The organism is Candidatus Krumholzibacteriota bacterium (genome assembly GCA_016932415.1).
Lineage (GTDB): Bacteria > Krumholzibacteriota > Krumholzibacteriia > Krumholzibacteriales > Krumholzibacteriaceae > Krumholzibacterium.
The window spans coordinates 261,451-279,361 of the sequence record JAFGCX010000010.1 but is presented as its reverse complement, the minus strand read 5'-3'; the positions used below and the strand labels follow the sequence as shown (position 1 = coordinate 279,361).

The 17,911-nt window shown below is 50.1% G+C and carries 12 protein-coding genes; 6 read left to right on the top strand and 6 right to left on the bottom strand.

Going from position 1 to position 17,911, the window contains the following annotated elements; genetic code table 11:
- Nucleotides 1–16 precede the first annotated feature (16 nt).
- The 4 genes from JW814_04030 to JW814_04015 all read left to right on the top strand — a co-directional run bounded on the left by JW814_04030 (nt 17) and on the right by JW814_04015 (nt 10,806).
- The gene (locus tag JW814_04030) at nt 17–3,103 is read left to right on the top strand and encodes an efflux RND transporter permease subunit (GenBank protein ID MBN2070606.1); all 3,087 of its coding nucleotides are present in this window, start codon (nt 17–19) and stop codon (nt 3,101–3,103) included.
- Nucleotides 3,100–7,812 (top strand): efflux RND transporter permease subunit, encoded by a 4,713-nt coding sequence (locus JW814_04025; GenBank protein MBN2070605.1) that lies wholly within the window; start codon nt 3,100–3,102, stop codon nt 7,810–7,812. The genes JW814_04030 and JW814_04025 overlap by 4 nt, the downstream gene beginning before the upstream one ends.
- Nucleotides 7,809–8,513 carry a hypothetical protein gene (locus JW814_04020; GenBank protein MBN2070604.1) on the top strand — a complete coding sequence of 235 codons (705 nt, stop codon included), beginning with the start codon at nt 7,809–7,811 and terminating at the stop codon, nt 8,511–8,513. Before JW814_04025 ends, JW814_04020 begins: the two co-directional genes overlap by 4 nt.
- A 208-nt stretch (nt 8,514–8,721) precedes the next feature.
- Nucleotides 8,722–10,806, top strand: coding sequence for a patatin-like phospholipase family protein (locus JW814_04015; GenBank protein ID MBN2070603.1), 2,085 nt, complete (start codon nt 8,722–8,724; stop codon nt 10,804–10,806).
- Here JW814_04015 and JW814_04010 read toward each other — a convergent pair.
- The 4 genes from JW814_04010 to JW814_03995 all read right to left on the bottom strand — a co-directional run bounded on the left by JW814_04010 (nt 10,759) and on the right by JW814_03995 (nt 13,073).
- On the bottom strand, nt 10,759–11,208 hold the full coding sequence (locus tag JW814_04010; protein ID MBN2070602.1) for a hypothetical protein: 450 nt from the start codon (nt 11,206–11,208) through the stop codon (nt 10,759–10,761). The genes JW814_04015 and JW814_04010 overlap by 48 nt on opposite strands.
- A gap of 110 nt (nt 11,209–11,318) precedes the next feature.
- The gene (locus JW814_04005; GenBank protein MBN2070601.1) at nt 11,319–11,678 is read right to left on the bottom strand and encodes a hypothetical protein; all 360 of its coding nucleotides are present in this window, start codon (nt 11,676–11,678) and stop codon (nt 11,319–11,321) included.
- Between the two features lie 48 nt (nt 11,679–11,726).
- Complete coding sequence (locus JW814_04000) at nt 11,727–12,299, bottom strand: hypothetical protein (protein MBN2070600.1); 573 nt, start codon at nt 12,297–12,299, stop codon at nt 11,727–11,729.
- 126 nt (nt 12,300–12,425) lie between these two features.
- Nucleotides 12,426–13,073: an acetyltransferase gene (locus JW814_03995; protein MBN2070599.1), complete on the bottom strand. Its 648-nt coding sequence runs from the start codon at nt 13,071–13,073 to the stop codon at nt 12,426–12,428.
- Between the two features lie 362 nt (nt 13,074–13,435).
- Between JW814_03995 and JW814_03990 the strand changes: the two genes are divergently transcribed.
- A complete protein-coding gene (locus JW814_03990) occupies nt 13,436–14,569 on the top strand; it encodes a hypothetical protein (GenBank protein MBN2070598.1) in 1,134 nt (377 codons plus the stop codon).
- A 42-nt stretch (nt 14,570–14,611) separates the two neighbouring features.
- Here JW814_03990 and JW814_03985 read toward each other — a convergent pair whose 3' ends face one another.
- Together JW814_03985 and JW814_03980 are read right to left on the bottom strand one after the other, a co-directional pair.
- Nucleotides 14,612–15,460 (bottom strand): inositol monophosphatase, encoded by an 849-nt coding sequence (locus JW814_03985; protein ID MBN2070597.1) that lies wholly within the window; start codon nt 15,458–15,460, stop codon nt 14,612–14,614.
- Nucleotides 15,457–16,374, bottom strand: coding sequence for a LysR family transcriptional regulator (locus tag JW814_03980; GenBank protein ID MBN2070596.1), 918 nt, complete (start codon nt 16,372–16,374; stop codon nt 15,457–15,459). Before JW814_03980 ends, JW814_03985 begins: the two co-directional genes overlap by 4 nt.
- A 181-nt stretch (nt 16,375–16,555) precedes the next feature.
- Here JW814_03980 and JW814_03975 point away from each other — a divergent pair, with 181 nt between their 5' ends.
- The gene (locus JW814_03975) at nt 16,556–17,869 is read left to right on the top strand and encodes an inositol-3-phosphate synthase (GenBank protein MBN2070595.1); all 1,314 of its coding nucleotides are present in this window, start codon (nt 16,556–16,558) and stop codon (nt 17,867–17,869) included.
- The last annotated feature ends 42 nt before the right edge of the window (nt 17,870–17,911 follow it).

The window sequence follows — 17,911 nt, the reverse complement described above, 5'->3', positions numbered from 1 at the left end:
CTCAGAAAGACCTGAAATGAGAAAAATATCCGATTTTTCAGTCAATCATCCTGTCACAGTCATGATGTTCGTTCTCGGAATCCTCCTGCTCGGAATCATCTCGTTCGACAGGCTCGGAGTAGACCTTTTCCCCGACCTGAACAATCCACGCATATACATAGAGCTGAAGGCGCAGGAAGCCCCTCCCGAGGAGATCGAAAAGGATTACGTCGAACAGATAGAATCACTGGCGAGCCGAAGCAGGGGAGTCGTCGGCGTCTCGTCGGCGATCAGGGTAGGATCGGCAAGGATAACGGTCGAGTATTCCTGGGACACCGATATGGATGAAGCTTTTCTGGACCTGCAGAAAAGCGTTTCCGATTTCAGCCAGAACAACGACGTCGAAGAGATCACCATAACCCAGCACGACCCGAATTCCGAACCTGTAATGACGATCGGATTGATGCATCCCGAAATCGACGATATGGATGAGCTCAGAAAAGTAGCTGAAAACTACATACGCAACGAACTTACCAGGCTGGAAGGCGTCGCCGGCGTGGAGATATCGGGAGAAGAAGAAAAAGAAGTAGTGATCATGACTGACAGCTATCTTCTCGAAGCGTACGGGCTTACTCCCGACATTCTTTCCAGCAGGATCATGAGCTATAACCAGACTGCGTCGGGAGGTTCGATCACGGAGATGGGACTGAGATACCTTATCAAGGGTGTCAGCGTCTTCGAGAGTATAGAGGATATAGAAAATATTATTCTGACCTGGAAGACCGCCGGGGCCGGGGAAGGTGCCGCAGCGGGTGAAATGACCCCATCAAGCGAAAAGACGCCTGTCTACCTCAAAGACGTGGCAACGATCGACTTCACTAACAAGGACCCGAGATCTGTCGTCCTTTATAACGGGAAAAGATGCCTGGGGCTTTCAATCTACAAGGAGATGAAATTCAATACTGTCGAGGCTTCAAAGACTCTCCACGAAATGGTCGAAAAACTTGGCAACGCCCTCCCGGGTTATGAGATCGTCGTTATTCAGGATCAGGGATCATATATAACGGGCGCGATCGATGAGGTCAAACAGACCGCGATGATAGGAATATTCCTCGCCATACTGATACTATATATCTTCCTGAGGCGGCTTGGGACTACCCTTATCGTGAGCATGGCGATCCCGATATCCGTCGTCGCGACATTCAACCTGATGTACTTCAACGGGCTCACTCTCAATATCATGACTCTCGGAGGGCTGGCCCTCGGAGCCGGGATGCTTGTCGACAACGCGATAGTGGTCCTGGAAAACATAGTCCGGAACATGGAATCGGGAATGAGTGTCCGGGAAGCCTCGATAACCGGCGCTTCACAGGTCGGAGGAGCGATCACAGCTTCGACGATAACTACGATCGTCGTTTTCCTGCCGATAGTATACCTGCATGGCGCCTCTGGGGAACTTTTCAAGGACCAGGCATGGACCGTGGCTTTTTCCCTGATATCTTCCCTTGTCGTGGCGATCTTTGTGATCCCGATGCTGTGCAGCAGATTCATAAGGCCCCGCGCCGGCAAAGAAAATGAAAAATCGGTCAGGTTCCAATGGTATGGCGACCTTCTCGATTCAGCACTCAGGCACAGGTGGATCGTGATCGGCGCAGCGGCGCTGCTCGTAGCGACCGCCTGGCTGCTGCTCCCCTCTGTCGGCAGCGAATTCATTCCGAGAAGCGGGATGAATGAGTTCTCGATTAAGTTGAACCTTCCCGAAGGGACCGAGCTCGAGAGGACGGTCGGAACAGTAAGGGGCGTCGAAAACATGATCCGTCAGTTCCTCGGTGAGAACGTCAAGACTCTTTTCAGTACGATAGGTCCGGTCGCCGGCATAAGTGGCAGTGAAGAATCTGTGTTTCAGGATGAGAACACAGCCTCGATCAAGATCATTCTTGCCGAAGAAAGCGGCATGGAATATGAGAAGGTGATTGCCGGTCTCGGCAGGGAGATCGCCGCGTTGCCCGACATAGAATCGGAGATCCTGATGGATCAGACCGCCCTGCTCGCCACTCTCGGAGCCGAATCAGCCCCGGTAGTAATAGAGATAGAGGGAGACGACATAGCGATCCTCGAGGAGTTGACCGAAACCGTAAAAATGAGACTTGGCGATATCGCTGACCTGTACAATATCGAGACGAGCCTCGAGAAAGGGAGACCGGAAGTCGAAGTAGTCGTCGACAGGTTGAGAGCGGGAATGAGTGACATCGGAGTAAGTTCGGTCAGTTCCCAGCTCGAGGGCCTCCTTTCCGGAAAAGAAGCCGGCTACTGGGACCATGGAGGGGAAAAGAAAGATATCACTATCCGCACTCCGGATATAGGGCTTGGTGAACTTTCGTCTGTCTCTCTCGACGGCGGTGACGGAAAGATCCGGCTGAGCGAGATAGCTGATATCAGATACAGCTATGCTCCCAAAGAGATAAACAGGCGGAACCAGGCCCGTACGGCGTTCGTCACGGCCCACCAGCGAAAGGGCCGGCCGTTCGACCACCTGATCGCCGATATCAGGAATAACATCGGGGGAATCGAACTCCCTGCGGAGTACAAGATAGAGATAACCGGAGAAGAGGAAAAAAGGCAATCGGAATTCAACGATCTCAAATTCGCTCTGATCCTTTCAATAGTACTCGTTTACATGGTCATGGCAGCTCAGTTCGAATCGCTCATCCATCCATTCTCGATCCTGCTGACCATACCCCTGGCGGGAGTCGGGGCGGTACTTATCTTCTTCATTCTCGGCAAGAGTCTCAACATCATGGCATATATCGGGATGATCATGCTCGTGGGAATCGCTGTGAACGACTCCATAATACTGGTCGACGCGATAACCCGGCTTCGCAAGGAAGGTGTAGGAGGAAAAGAAGCAATAATCGAGGCGGGGCGCAGAAGGATCAGGCCGATAATCATGACTAGCGCCACTACGATCCTCGCCCTTCTTCCAATGACCCTCGGATTCGGCGAGGGTGCCGCGCTCAGATCCCCGATGGCTCTGGCGGTCATCGGTGGACTGATCACATCCACGATTCTCACTCTTCTGGTGATACCTTGTGTATATTCCGTACTGGATCGGGTCAGATCATGACGGGCAACCTGATAATCAACAGGAAGATTCTTATCAGCATGTTCTTCATAGCGCTGACGATGCTCGGCTTCGTCTCGTACAGGCTGCTTCCCGTCGAGCTCTTTCCCGACGCGGAACTGCCCTTCCTTATAGCCCAGGTATACAGCTACCAGGAGACTGATCCAGGCGATATGGAGAGGGACGCGATCATCCCTCTTGAAGGAGCGATCGGAACTCTTGAGGATATCGACAGGATCGAATCGACTATATATCCCCGGTCGGGGATGATCATGGTATATTATAACAAGGGCACAAGTATCAAATACGCCTACCTGAAGTTACAGGAAAAAATATCCAGCGCTTCCTCCTCCCTGCCGGAAAATTACGCGGTCCAGGTATTCAAGGTCGATACTGAACAGATATCGAACCAGTTCATGAACCTCCAGGTCCGCGGAGGAGGAGGACTCGACAGGGTCAGGAAGATCGTCGACACTGAAATAAAAAAAGAACTCGAATCGATCGACGGGATCTCCAACGCTGATGTCTCTGGGGGACTTGAAAAATCGGTGGAGATCATCCTCGACGATGAGACCTGCGAAGCCTACGGAATAACTCCTTCGAGAATAAGCTCGCTTATCAGGCAGAACAGCGCTACCAGCACATTCGTCGGACAGGTCAAAGAGGGGGGCAGCAAATATTTTGTCAATGTTGTCGCCGAATACAGGGATATCAGAGACATAGAGAATATCACCGTGCTACGAGACGGCCCTGTTCTTTTGAAGGACATCGCCGACGTGTATTTCGGCGTCAAGGAACAGGAATCGATATCGAGGGTGAACGGCAAGGATGCCGTGACGATCAATCTGGTGCGTGACGCGCAGGTCAACCTTATAGATCTTTCGCACAGGACTCGGGATGTCATCTCAAGGCTCAACGAGAACTTTGCCACGCGTGATATCGAAATGATAATCCAGAACGACACGGCCGAGATAATGGAAAAGAATATCGACCTGATCATCAGGCTCGCTATCATCGGAGGGCTTATAGCGATCTCGATCCTGTGGGTCTTCCTGAGGAATCTCAGGCTTGTACTGATAATCGCCCTGGCGATACCGATATCGGTCTTCACCGCTTTCAATTTTTTCTACGCCGCCGGGATCTCGGTCAACAGCCTCACCCTAGTCGGGATGGCGCTGGCTGTGGGGATGCTTCTCGATAACAGCATAGTAGTGCTTGAAAACATCTACCGGTTGAAATCCGCGGGAAAAGAGACCGATTTCGCCGTGATCCAGGGAGTAAAAGAAGTATGGCGTTCGATATTTGCCGCGACGATCACGACAGTGATCGTCTTCGTCCCGTTTATCTTCTCTTCGAACTTCCTTATCCAGCTTATCGGGAAGCATATCGGCGTGTCGATCATCTCGACTCTTCTCGTCTCGCTCGTGCTGGCTCTTCTCCTCGTTCCGATGGTAACCCATTTTTTCCTGACGAGAAGAAAGACGGCAGACTCTGCTGATTTCCAATCTGGAAAGGGCGGAACAAGGCTCCTGGAAATATACAATGTTCTCCTGAAATCGTGCCTTCGTTTTCCACTGCGGACCATCATCGGCGCTGTAGTGATCTTCTTCGCCAGCGTGATCATCTGCTTCGGAATAAGCCTCAATGTCACCGAGGAAGCGGAGTCTGAGAGTTTTAACGTCTACATCACGATGCCCGAGGGCTCCACCCTGGAGACGACTGACCTTACTGTCGCGGATCTTGAACAACGATTCGAATCTCTCGAAGAGAAAAAAGAAATGATCAGCGATATCCGCGCTGAAGAAGCTGTCATAACGATCAACCTTAAAGACGATTTCAAAGAGATAGCCGGCAGGGATATGCAGGAAATAAAGGAGGATATCCGAAACCGTTTCGACAAGGTCCAGTCAGGCAGCATCGGTTTCGACCCTCCCCAGTCAAGCAGACGGTTCAGGGGCAGCGGAGGCGGTATGGGCCAGGCGATGCAAAGGATGTTCGGAATAGGCTCCCAGCAGGAAAAGATCGTAATAAAGGGAAACGATATTGAGGTTATGCAGGATTTTGCCGGGAATATCGAATATTATCTCGACAATCTTTCCACCATCTCATCGGCCGGAATGAATATTTCAGAAAGCAGGCCGGAGATACACCTTCTGTTCGACACCCGGGTAATGAGTTATTACGGAATAACCCTGGCCTCGATAGCTTCGGAACTCACTTCCTTCCAGAACGAATATTCATCACGCATGCAGTTCAGACAGGGGACGGACACCTATGATATAATGATCAGCAAGAAAAACCAGGAAGAAAGCGATATCGAGGACCTTCGCGCGCTTCAGATCAGCGGCCAGGCGGGAAACCAGGTCGACCTGGAGAATCTCAGCAGAATTATATACTCCCATGGCATGCCTACGATCAGCAGGGTCAATCAGGAAAAACAGGTAGAGATCACCTTCCAGTTCAATTCCGACGTCAACAGTTCAAAAAGTCTTCTCGAAGCGTCGCGGCTCGAAATAGATGAACTGGTCTCATCCCTTGTCATACCTGCCGGACTTGCCATCGAAGTCGTGCATGAAGAAAATGACTACAGCGAATTCAAATTTCTTATCCTTGTAGCTTTCATACTTATCTATATGATCCTCGCGTCGGTATTCGAATCCCTGTCTACTCCGGTCGTGATGATGTTTACGATCCCGCTTGCCGCGATAGGATCGTTCTGGCTTCTTATCGCGACCGGGACATCTCTGCTGAACGCCTATACCCTTACCGGGTTCCTGATCCTGCTTGGAGTCGTGGTAAACAACGGTATCATCCTTATCGACTACTCTCTTATACTCATGCGCAGAGGTTACGGCAGATCAAGGGCGCTTATGGTCGCGGGGAGGGCCAGGACAAGGCCGATACTTATCACGGCCATAACGACAATAGCGGCGATGATCCCGCTGGCTATGGGAAAAGCGGACGAGATCACTCTGATCGGCGCTCCTTTCGCCATAACCGTTATCGGAGGATTGACGCTCAGCACCCTTTTTACACTGATATTCATTCCGGTAGTATTTTCGGGACTCGAATCGGTCCTCTCCTGGACACGGTCTCTCCACTGGAAAATAAAATCAATGCAGATCGCAGCCTTCCTTCTGGGATCCCTGACGATATATTCCAGGGTCTCGGGTACTATCTGGCAGATGGTCTTTCTGGCCACCCTGATCTTCATTATACCCGGCATGACATGGTTCGTACTCTCAAGCCTGCATACGGCAAGGAAGAACATCATACCGGCAGATGAACCGATATCGATCACTATCAGGAACCTCGTCAAGATATACGACCAGCCATCAAGATTCATCAGGGAATGGAACAAGGGAAAGAATCGCAGGAAAAGGACAGTTAACGAACCGGGAGAGGAAAATAACCTTTTCGACCGCGGCAGCATGCTCTGGAAAATACCTCTTCTTTTCTTCATGATCTATTTCATCTATTCATACCTCGACAGCCCATTCTGGATATTCCTTCTCTCACACACCGTATATTTTTATATACTGATGCTATGGAGACCGTTACCCCGTCTTATCACGGTTCATTCCGGCGGAAGAGGCGCGGGACTAGCCATGAAATTGACGATTCTGTGCGAAAAGACGATCGTCTGGGGAATACCCCTGATCAATCTTATGATTTTCTGGATACGATGGAAAAATATCCCCGCCCTTATATTTGTAGCCTTCCTCTGGTATTTCGCCCTCATCGTATACTCGACGGCCGGAAAGCTGCATAGGGACCAGGTCAATATCGCGAGGATATCGGGGCGGTTTGGGGGACTCAGAAAAGCCTTCTACTATCTTGTAAGATCGATCCCGTTGATCGGGAAGAAAAAGGAATCGTTCATGGCCCTTTCGGGAGTATCTCTTCAGATCGGAAAAGGCATGTTCGGTCTTCTCGGACCGAACGGCGCCGGCAAGACGACTCTCATGAGGATCATATGCGGAATCCTCGATCAGAGTTACGGCAGGATCGACATAAACGGAATAGATATTAATGAAAAACGTGAAGAGCTTCAATCGTTGATCGGATACCTTCCCCAGGAATTCGGGATGTATGAAAACCTCACAGCGTGGGAATTCCTCAATTACCAGGGGGTCCTTAAAGGCCTTACGGACAAGGATCATCGCGAAGAAATGGTCGACAGGGTCCTGGCGATGGTGCATATGGAGGAAAGCCGCCATCAAGCGATAAGTTCATTTTCCGGCGGGATGAAACAGAGGATCGGTATAGCGCAGGTATTGCTTCATCTTCCCCGGATACTCGTCGTAGACGAACCTACCGCGGGTCTCGATCCGAGAGAAAGGATAAGATTCCGCAACCTGCTTGTCGAACTTAGCCGCGAAAGAGTAGTCATCTTCTCGACTCACATCATCGAGGACATATACAGTTCCTGCAACAAAGTCGCAGTACTGAACAAGGGGCAGCTCGTATATCTCGATGACCCGTCCAGAATGGTCGAAATAGCCGAAGGACACGTATGGCAATTTGATGCCGATCCCGGAGAACTTGAGAAGATCAGGAAAGAGATGATGATCGTCCATCATATGCGCGACGGCAGCAAGATAAGGGTCAGATCCCTCTCGGAGGCAAAACCCCACCCGCTCGCTGAACAGGTCCGTCCGTCCCTTGAGGATTCCTATCTGTGGCTCCTGGCAACCGGAGGTGCGAGATGAAAATAAGAAATTCAGCAGATATTGTCATGAGACTGTCCAAATACAACCTTAAGATCATTTTCGCCAACAAATTCGTTTATTTCCTTCTAGCCTCATTTCTCTTTTTTCTTCTTGTGGCGGCGATCATTTTCTTTAATTCCGATTCCGATCCCGATTCGGGAACGATATACAACCTCCTTCTTTTTCCAGGGATACTGCTGATTTTCTATCCAAGCGTCTTCGGGATACAGAACGATGTCGATTCGAGGATGATCGAGATCCTTTTTGGAATACCCGATTACCGTTACAAAGTCTGGGGCATAAGGATGATGCTTATATGGGTGATAGTCTTTCTTATACTGACCGCCCTGACGATCATTAGTTCCGTTGCCCTTGTCGGAGTACCGATAATCGATATGGTCTACCACCTCATGTTTCCCATATTCTTCCTGGGCTGTCTGTCATTCATGTTTTCCACCCTCGTCAAAAACGGCAACGGCACTGCCGTAATAATGATAGTCATCGGCATGGCATTCTGGATATTTGTCGAACCGCTTGAAAACAGCAAATGGAACCTTTTCCTCAACCCGTTCTCCACGCAGGAAAACGAAGCTGTCTATGCCGCTACAGTGTTGAAGAACAGGATATACCTCTCTGTCGGATCTCTGCTGGCAATTCTGTACGGCCTTCTTAATCTTCAAAAAAGAGAAAAATTCATCTAGGTAATTTTTCCTTGTAACTCGGTCAAGAATCATTGATTATCCGGGCATGACTTACAGACGGCGAAGATGGATATTGACCATATCACTCGCACTGCTCATCGCTTCTCCCGCTTATCTTTCAGCAGGACAAGACGCTTTAACCCGGCGGGTTACAGGATCGGCTCCCGAACAACCGGTCGCCCAACGGCGGCCAAAAGTAGGGGTGGCGTTGAGCGGGGGCGGTGCTCTCGGACTGGCTCATATAGGAGTCCTCAGAGTGCTTCAGGAGCATGGCGTACCTGTAGATATCGTGTCAGGAAATTCGATGGGGGCGGTAGTTGGAGCGCTCTTCGCCATAGGTTATACACCCGACGAAATAGAGGACGCGGTCTCCGGGACCGACTGGATGGATCTCTTCAAGGAAAAACCTGACAGGACTACTATCCCCGTCTATAAGAGAGATTCCGAGGAAAGATACCAGGTGAGATTCACTGTCCAGGGGAAGAAGGTCGACTTCCTTCCAGGAATCAAATCGGGTCAGAGTATTCACATGCTTTTCTCGCGGCTGGCGTGGCCGGCGCATCTCATCAACGATTTTTCCGATTTTCCCCGTCCATTCCGCTGTCTGGCCACAGATATAGAAACAGGCGAAGCTGTCGTCCTGGACAGGGGATTCCTTCCAGACGCTATGAGAGCTAGCATGTCGATCCCCGGGGTATTCACTCCATTCAGAATGAACGGCCGGTTGCTCGTTGACGGGTTTCTTTCAAGGGATTTTCCAGTGGAAGACCTGAGAGAAATGGGTGCTGATATTATCATAGGAGTCAATACGGGATTAAGACCCCTTTCCGCCGACAGTATTGACACGATGATAGAAATCATAACCCAGTCAGTGCTGCTGACCCTTCGTCCCGCTCTCGAGAGAGAGGGATCACTTTGTGATATCCTGATAGCGCCTGACCTTGAGAAATTCACCGTGATCGATTTCATGAAAACCTCCGAGATAATCAGAGCCGGTGAAGATGCGGCAAGGAAGATCTCGGCGCGCCTCGACGAGCTTGCCGATTCGATGTCTCGATGGGAATATGATCCTCCCCGGATGAAGGGAACTTCCGACTATCCGCTAGAGATAACCGAAATATCGATAATTGGCGAGGAAATGATATCTGAAGAAGCAATAAAATCCACCCTCGGCATAGAACCTCCCGCTATCGTCGACGCTTCGATACTCGACAGGGCTACCCGCAGGCTCTTCGGGACGGGAGCCTTCGAATACGTAAGGTACAGGCTGAAAAGAACGGCCGGTGGTATTTCACTCCTTTACTACCTCAAAGAGGATAAAAGGGATTTTCTCAATATAGGGTTGTATTACGATACTATATCAAGGCACTCCCTGCTTATCGCCCTTGACATCCATGATCCACTCACGAAGGGATCGGAGCTGGACCTTGATATCATGATTGGAAGCAGGCTCAGGGTCGGATCGATGTTGAGTTTTAGAAAAGGATTCAAGAATATCCTCCATTTCAATCTTGGAACCGATTACATCCATGACCGTATAGATATCTACGATAGAAGCAATCTTGTCAGCAGGCTGAAAGCAGACGATATCCGCGCTTCGGCGGGAACAGGTCTTTCCCTGTCGCGTTACATCTCCTCGACGGCGAGCATCGTCTCCGAATGGTCTCGCATCTCGCCGGATATAGCCCCCCCCGGGTCAAATGTCGAATGGGACAAGCTTATCTTTCTCGACTCGGGGATCTATTTCGACAATCTTGATCGCACATGGTTTCCCCGCAGTGGAATCATGATGAGACTCGACGCCCAGATCGCCGGATCGTGGCTTGAGAACGGACGCTCGTTCAACAGAGTGAGCGGGCGGCTTTCTTTCCGGATACCGCTGCGTGATCGGATCGTTCTCGGCGGACGCTGCAACATCGGTTCGGCAAGGGGAGACCGGTTGCCTCTGCAATATCAGTATTTTGCCGGGGGAGCGTGGGCGCCGTTTACCTTCCATTCTCCCGGTGAGATGAATCTTTACGGATACCACCGGTATGAGTTATCAGGCCGTCACGCGGTCGTGGCAGGTCTTGAACTCCAGTTCCAGCCGATGCGGTACCTTTACCTGGTCATGCATGGCAACGCGGGAAATGCCGTCGACAGGTGGAATGAACTGCTTGTAAAGGATGATCTTTATTTCGGCTCTGCCGTTACGCTTGGATTCGATTCTCCGATAGGTCCTCTGGAAGCATCCGTCGCCAACAGTTCAAGACACGATGTCATCATCTTCTTCAGTGGAGGATACAGATTCTGACCGGGCCGCTCTTCTTTCGCCCGCATATCCTGCCAACGCCCCGTTCTCGATAGCGAACGCCTCGATCGTATCCCTGTCCAGAAGCAGTTTGATCGTAAAAATTCCAAGGACGGTACCGAAAGGTATGCTGAGAAGGTTTATGAAACTGTAGGCCAGAAGAAGAATCCTCGCCCATGGACGCATCCTGAGTATTCCGATCCCACCGACAAGGGCCGGAATACCGAGAATAAAGAGGGGAAAAGCGAGGCTGGAAGCCACTATCGCAAGGATCCTCTGCACTTCATAGTCGCCCGTTATCATACCGGCGCCGCCCAGCGTGAGTTGAATTATCATCGCCAGGAGCATTCCAAGCAGACCCCACGCGATATGAATAGCCCCGATGACCGTTATATTGCTTTTCACCTGTCTCTCCTTTCAATTATTTCCTGCAATACGGATCGCGTTCAGATCCCGTACCGGATCAGATAGAATATTTCCAGCAACAGCGATAACATTGCGAACAAGCCTCCAGACTAACCCGTGGCGAATAATCTCTTCGTCTCTTCATTAAGCAGCACCCAGATCGTATATATTCCGAGGATCGTACCGAAGGGAACGCTGATCATCCTGATAAATCCCATTACCATGGCGAGTATCCTGCCCCACTCACGGTGTTTGAGCAGCGCTATCCCGGCAATAAGGCCGGGCAGGGCGCATATGAGAAGGATGAACGATATGATGAACCCTATCGTCGTAGTGATAGTCATCACCTCTATATCACCCGAGAGCATGCCTCCTCCGGCGACTGCCATGAAGACAATAAGAGCGATAAGAATCTCTATAGCCGACCAGGCGATATTGAGGATCCCAAGAATCGTCACATGTTGTTCCATTTACAAATTCTCCCTTTCAGGCGCCTTAATGCCCTGATCGCCATCTTCCTAGAACCAATGAAGATCATCGAGCTCTTCAATCGATCTTCTCAGTTTCCTGTGAGTCTTTTTAAAATCTTCGGCGACTTCTTCGAGTTTTTCAGCTTTCTTCTCGAGTTTTTTTGCCGCTCTTTCTATCTTGTCCGATTCCCTGTCCATATCCCGCTCGAGATCATCGGAATCGTAATCCTCCAATACGAGTTTGACAAGATTTGCGACCGCTTTCAGGCCGATCTCCGCCCCTTTCACTCCGATCTTCGCTCCCTCGATCCCTATCTCGGTAGCATATTCGGTGATATCCTCGAACTGATCGTAATAATCTCCCAGCAACCTCTCCTGGCTCCTGTTGGTCTTGACGAGTTTGCCGTTGATATAGAGCTTTTGATCATCCGTGATCTCTATCGTGTCATCATTCTCTTCGCATTCTATGATCATCACTCCATCTTCGATATCAATCGAGATATCCTCGCCCCTGAAGGGATCGTCATCGCAATCTCCTTGGAAAGTCGCCGCGCCGGCATTCTGAGTGGCGGGAAGAAAAAGCAGCCCTATTACAGCGGAAACAATCAATAATCTTTTCATCGGTACCTCCTGATTTCAAACGGTATATTCATCTGTCAACTGGGATACGGATTCGGGAAGGGGGATGTTTCAGGGATAATCAAATTATCTGTGAGGCTGTCACCGATCAGGGAAATATCGTTGACATTACATGATCCTTCTCGCTGGCACGCCAAAGACTGTCGTACCCTCCCTGACATCTTTCGTGACCAGGGCGCCTGCTCCCACGACCGCTTCATCACCGATCGAAAGGCCCTGCAGAATAGTCGCTCCGGTACCGACAAGAACCCTGTCACCGATCGATACATTCCCCGAGATATTCGAGCCTGGGTTGATAACGCAGCAGTCCCCCACTTTTACGTCATGCCCGAATGAACTCTTAAGATTAAAGATATTGAATGATCCAACGGTGACATCCGGCATCAATATCGAACCTGCCGTTATTATATTTCCCCTGCCGATTGTGATGAGGTCCTTATTCCATACTACCGAGGGATGGACAAGATTGGGATATTCAAGACCATCCTTCCCGGCGAGGTGATCACTGAGCCGTTTTACCACCGAAGGAGTCCCGATCGCAAAAACGCAGCAAAGCCTTCTCCCCCCCTTCTGAAGCCACTTCAAATCTCCCACCACACTGTACGCGCCGACCCTGCCGCCGATATCGCCTGGCGCATCCGAGATGTACCCGACCAGGCGGTACACTGGCAAGCCGGAAGCAGAATTTATATCATCTACCAGGAAAGCGACTTCCCTGGCAAACCCTCCCGCTCCATATATTACCAGATCTTTCATCGGCTGCTTCTCCCTTTGCCTGCGTCGAAGATATTACAATAGTACTTTCGTCCCGGCCGGCGTTAAATTTAGCGTTTTTTTTCAAATCGATCAATTGGACCTTTATGAGCAATAATATCTATAGAGTGGACGATATGGTACACAGTTTTTGAAAAGGATCGATATCAAGCCGGTTTAATTTCCTCGTATTTATCTATTTAACATACTGTTATAATGTATATGGATTTTTTCCCGCCTTCGGCATCGCTCCTGCAACAGAAATATGAATGAGATTTGACGGCAGCATGGAAAATCTATCCAGGGAAATCTGTCAACAGATTTAAATCAGGGACCTGATCAGGACCTAAAGGGAAGGAGAGACAATGAATAAGATCAGGATACTTGGATTGATCGTTCTGGTGATCTTTATGGGGGCGGGATGCAACTTTTTTGATTCGACATCTTCGACACCGGACACAGAGATCAATACGACGGAAGCGACGATCGATCTGAATTCTCCAACAGGCGGTTATACGGAAGATGACGAATCCCCCGCCTTCGGAGAAGAATACCAGTTCGCCCTTATGGGAAATGAACCTCTCTACGGGGATCCCCTCCAGAATGAGGAGGCTGTGGCGAACTGCATCAGGCACCGCTACGCGAAAGTGTTCAGGTTGCGTTCGATCTGGGGAAATCTCGCCAATACTGCCTCCGATACGGCGACAGCAGATTGCTGCGGAGTCGACTGGACCGGTGGCATGAAATTCCGGGGCGGATATATCGTGATCGAGAAAGCGATAAGATTCGATCCCAACGATTATATTACCAGGATCGACAGATCGACAATAGAGTGGGTCTCTAAGACCTATCCTCACATTGACGGCATACAGGTCAAACTCGTCGTGCCTCCCGGTCCCGCAGACAGTACAATATGCGACAGTTCAAAAGTAGAGATTCCGGAACCGGTACTATATTTCAAGGCTGGTCCGTTCGAGAGGACCTTCACCCTCAGAGAGCTTATCGATCTGCAGCTGATGCAACCTGTCGACCGGTGCGGCAACGGCATCATGATCGGAAGCCACATCATCCCGCCTGACTGTCCTAACGGTTATCTCTTCGGAAAATGGAGAAGCATCGAACCCGACTCGCTGTTCAATGAACAAACAGGTGAGCTCAGAGGAGTCCTCCTGGGCAATTTCAGAGGCGTCTGGATGAGCGAACATGGCATCGCGTCGGGATATCTCAGGGGCATCGCTGGAATAAACAGCGCCGGAGAACACAAATTCTTCGGCAAGTATATCAATATGAACGGAAGGTTCAGAGGTATCCTTCGCGGCGACTATGGACTCGCTCCGACGATGTCGATCGAAGATCCCGGTTTCGGATGGTTCGAAGGGGAATGGCTCGGACGGGATCGTCTTAGACAGGGAGTCCTGAAAGGGGAATGGATCTCCGATGGCGAGGGGCTTGGTTTCTTCCATGGCAAATGGAAGATGGACTGTTACTTCGTGGAATGATCCACATCATCACATATCGATAACAGGGGTAAAGGGCCGTAATCACCACTGCGGCCCTTTCTTTATTCCACTGCTCAACAGATCGTTTGATAGGTCCGCGATAGCATCACTGTCAAATACTCTTGAGGCCGCTTCAACAAGATATCCGAATATGAGCGGCGATGAGGCTATGATATTTCCTCTTGAGAGACAGAAAGGTTCTCCGAAAAAATCACTGACATCCCCCCCTGCCTCGGAGACCAGCAAGGCTCCGGCGGCCATATCCCACGGTTTGAGGTGAAGTTCGAAGAAACCATCGAGCCTTCCGGCGGCGACATGGCTGAGATCGAGAACAGCTGCCCCGGACCGCCTTATCCCCCTGCACCTGAGAAAAAGATCCCTGAAAAGGACGAGATAATCATCAAGATGCCCTGAAGCCTTGAAAGGAAATCCCGTGCCAAGCAACGAATCGGTCAGAGCGCCAGGCCTCGATACTCTGATCGGCACGCTGTTGCAGTACGCCCCTTCCCCCCTCACCGCTTCGAACAGTTCTTCACGCAACGGGTCATAGACCAGTCCGATCGTGATCCTGTTCTCTACCAGGAGAGCTATCGATACTCCTATCGATGGATATCCATGGATATAGTTGGTAGTCCCGTCGAGAGGGTCTATTATCCATATTTCCCTCTCCGATCGAATAGAAACACTTTCTTCGGCTAAGAATCCTGAATCGGGAAAAGCCGATCTGATAGTCTCCTTGATCAACTTCTCACTGGCCATATCGGTAGCCGTGACAAAATCATTCCTGTCTTTTTCCTTAACTTCTCCGGAAAGTTCCCTCCCGAAGGTCTCCTTGATAAGGGCGCCTGCCGAAAGTATCGCTTCCCTTGCCACTTCTATCCTCTTTCTCATTTGGGATCTCCCTTCTGGAGTATGAACCGCGATGGAAGATCGACTCCCATCTCATCTTTTAAAACGCCAAGAAAAGCCCTTGCCGTAGATGGTATATACCGTCTTGACGAAAGGATCAGGCCTATTTCCCTTCTCAGATCCAACCCGCGGACTTTCAGTTCCTTCAACGCTCCGGAACTGATCTGGCCACTGACTGTCCATTCAGGAAGGATACTGATCCCCAGCCCCGCTATTACAAGGTTACGTATCGCCTCCTGGCTGTCGATAGCCATTTTGATATTCAGGTCTGTCTTTTTCTTCCTGAAGACCTCTTCGATCATCTTCCTCGTGACCGACTTCTGATGAAATGAGATAAATGAATATTCCCCTATACGGGCGGGACTGATTTCTTTTTCCATGGCGAGGGGATGATCAGGCGAAGCTATAAAAATCAGTTTCTCTCTGAATACGGGAAAGACTTCGAACCCCCCTTTTTTACTGACGGGAAGAGTACCTACGACCAGATCGAGCCTGCCGCCGTCGAGGCCCTCGAGAAGAGGGAGTGTCGATGATATCTCCAGGTCTACCTCTATTCCGGGGTAAATCTCCCTGAACTTCGAGAACACCCCCGGCAGGACATATATGCTGGCCGCGTCTATCGTACCTATCTTTAACTTTCCTCTTTTCAAACCCTCCAGATCGTTCATCTCCAGGAAGAATTCTTTTTCCAGATCGGTAAACCTTTTCGCGTATCCAAGGGCGACACGTCCGGATTCAGTAAACCTCACTTCCCGCCCCTCGACTTCATACAGTCGCGTCCCGAGTTCTTCCTGTAGTTTTTTCAACTGGATACTGACTGCCGGCTGGGTGACAAAATGATCCCTGGCCGCTTCTGTAAAGCTTCCTTTTTCGGCAAGAGACAGATAGTATTTCAATGTTCTTATTTCCATAATTATTTTTTATAATTATCATTAATATAATAAATTTGTTTTATTATGTCAAGATGGTAATATCGGCTTGTCGTCAGGTATCCGCCGCCAAATAAGTGGCGCCGGCAAGTGACGATTAAACCAGGAAACCGATCGACGGATCAGACGAAAGCAAGGAGGATGAATTATGGAGGTCAAGAAAAAACCAGTAAAACCAGTTGGGAGACTCGGCATCCTTACGCCTGGAATGGGCGCGGTATCGACGACATTCATGGCAGGGGTCGAGGCGATCAGGCAGGGTCAGGCCAAACCGATCGGCTCGCTGACTCAGATGGGTACGATAAGGCTTGGCAAAAGGACGGAGAACAGGACCCCGATGATTAAAGATTTTATCCCGTTGGCCGAACTCGGCGATATCGTATTCGGGGGATGGGATATTTTCGAGGACAACGCCTATCAGGCGGCGGTTAAAGCGGGAGTCCTGAACGTCGACACGATCGATGCCATAAGACCTTTCCTGGAAAGTATCAAACCGATGAAAGCGGTCTTCGATCAGAATTACGTAAAAAAACTCTCCGGGACATGGGTCAAAAAAGGTAAAAACTGGTTCGATCTTGCCGACCAGCTGAAAACAGACATAGAAGAGTTCAAGAAAAAAAATAAATGTGAGAGAGTCGTCATCGTATGGTGCGCCAGCACTGAGATCTTTATCAAACCTTCCGACGTCCATATGAGCCTGAGCGCGTTCGAGAAAGGGATGAAGGAAAACGATCCACGGATCGCTCCGAGCATGGTTTACGCCTATGCCGCTCTTTCAATGGGGATCCCGTTTGCCAACGGCGCCCCCAACCTTACGATAGATATTCCGGCACTGATGGAACTCGCGGACAAGAACAGCGTGCCTGTCTGCGGAAAGGATTTCAAGACAGGCCAGACGCTGATGAAGACTATCCTGGCACCGGGATTCAAGGCAAGGATGATAGGCCTGAACGGCTGGTTCTCGACCAATATACTCGGCAACAGGGATGGAGAAGTACTCGACGATCCGGAATCATTCAAGACGAAGGAAGAGAGCAAACTGTCAGTCCTGGAACACATACTTCAACCGAAACTCTACCCCGATCTGTACGACCGGTTCTATCATAAGGTCAGGATAAACTACTATCCTCCAAGAGGAGACAACAAGGAAGGATGGGATAATATAGATATTTTCGGATGGCTTGGTTATCCGATGCAGATCAAAGTCGATTTTCTCTGCCGCGACAGTATTCTCGCGGCCCCGATCGTACTCGATCTCGCACTTTTTCTCGATCTGGCCAACCGGATCGGGTTCAAAGGGATCCAGGAGTGGCTATCCTTCTATTTCAAGTCTCCGCAGCATGCTCCCGGACTCTATCCAGAGCATGACCTGTTCATACAGCTGATGAAATTGAAAAATACGCTGAGGTATATACAGGGAGAGGATATGATCACGCATCTCGGACAGGAATACTACGACTGATCACCTGTCGCCACGCAAGACACAGGCAGTCACGGACAAATA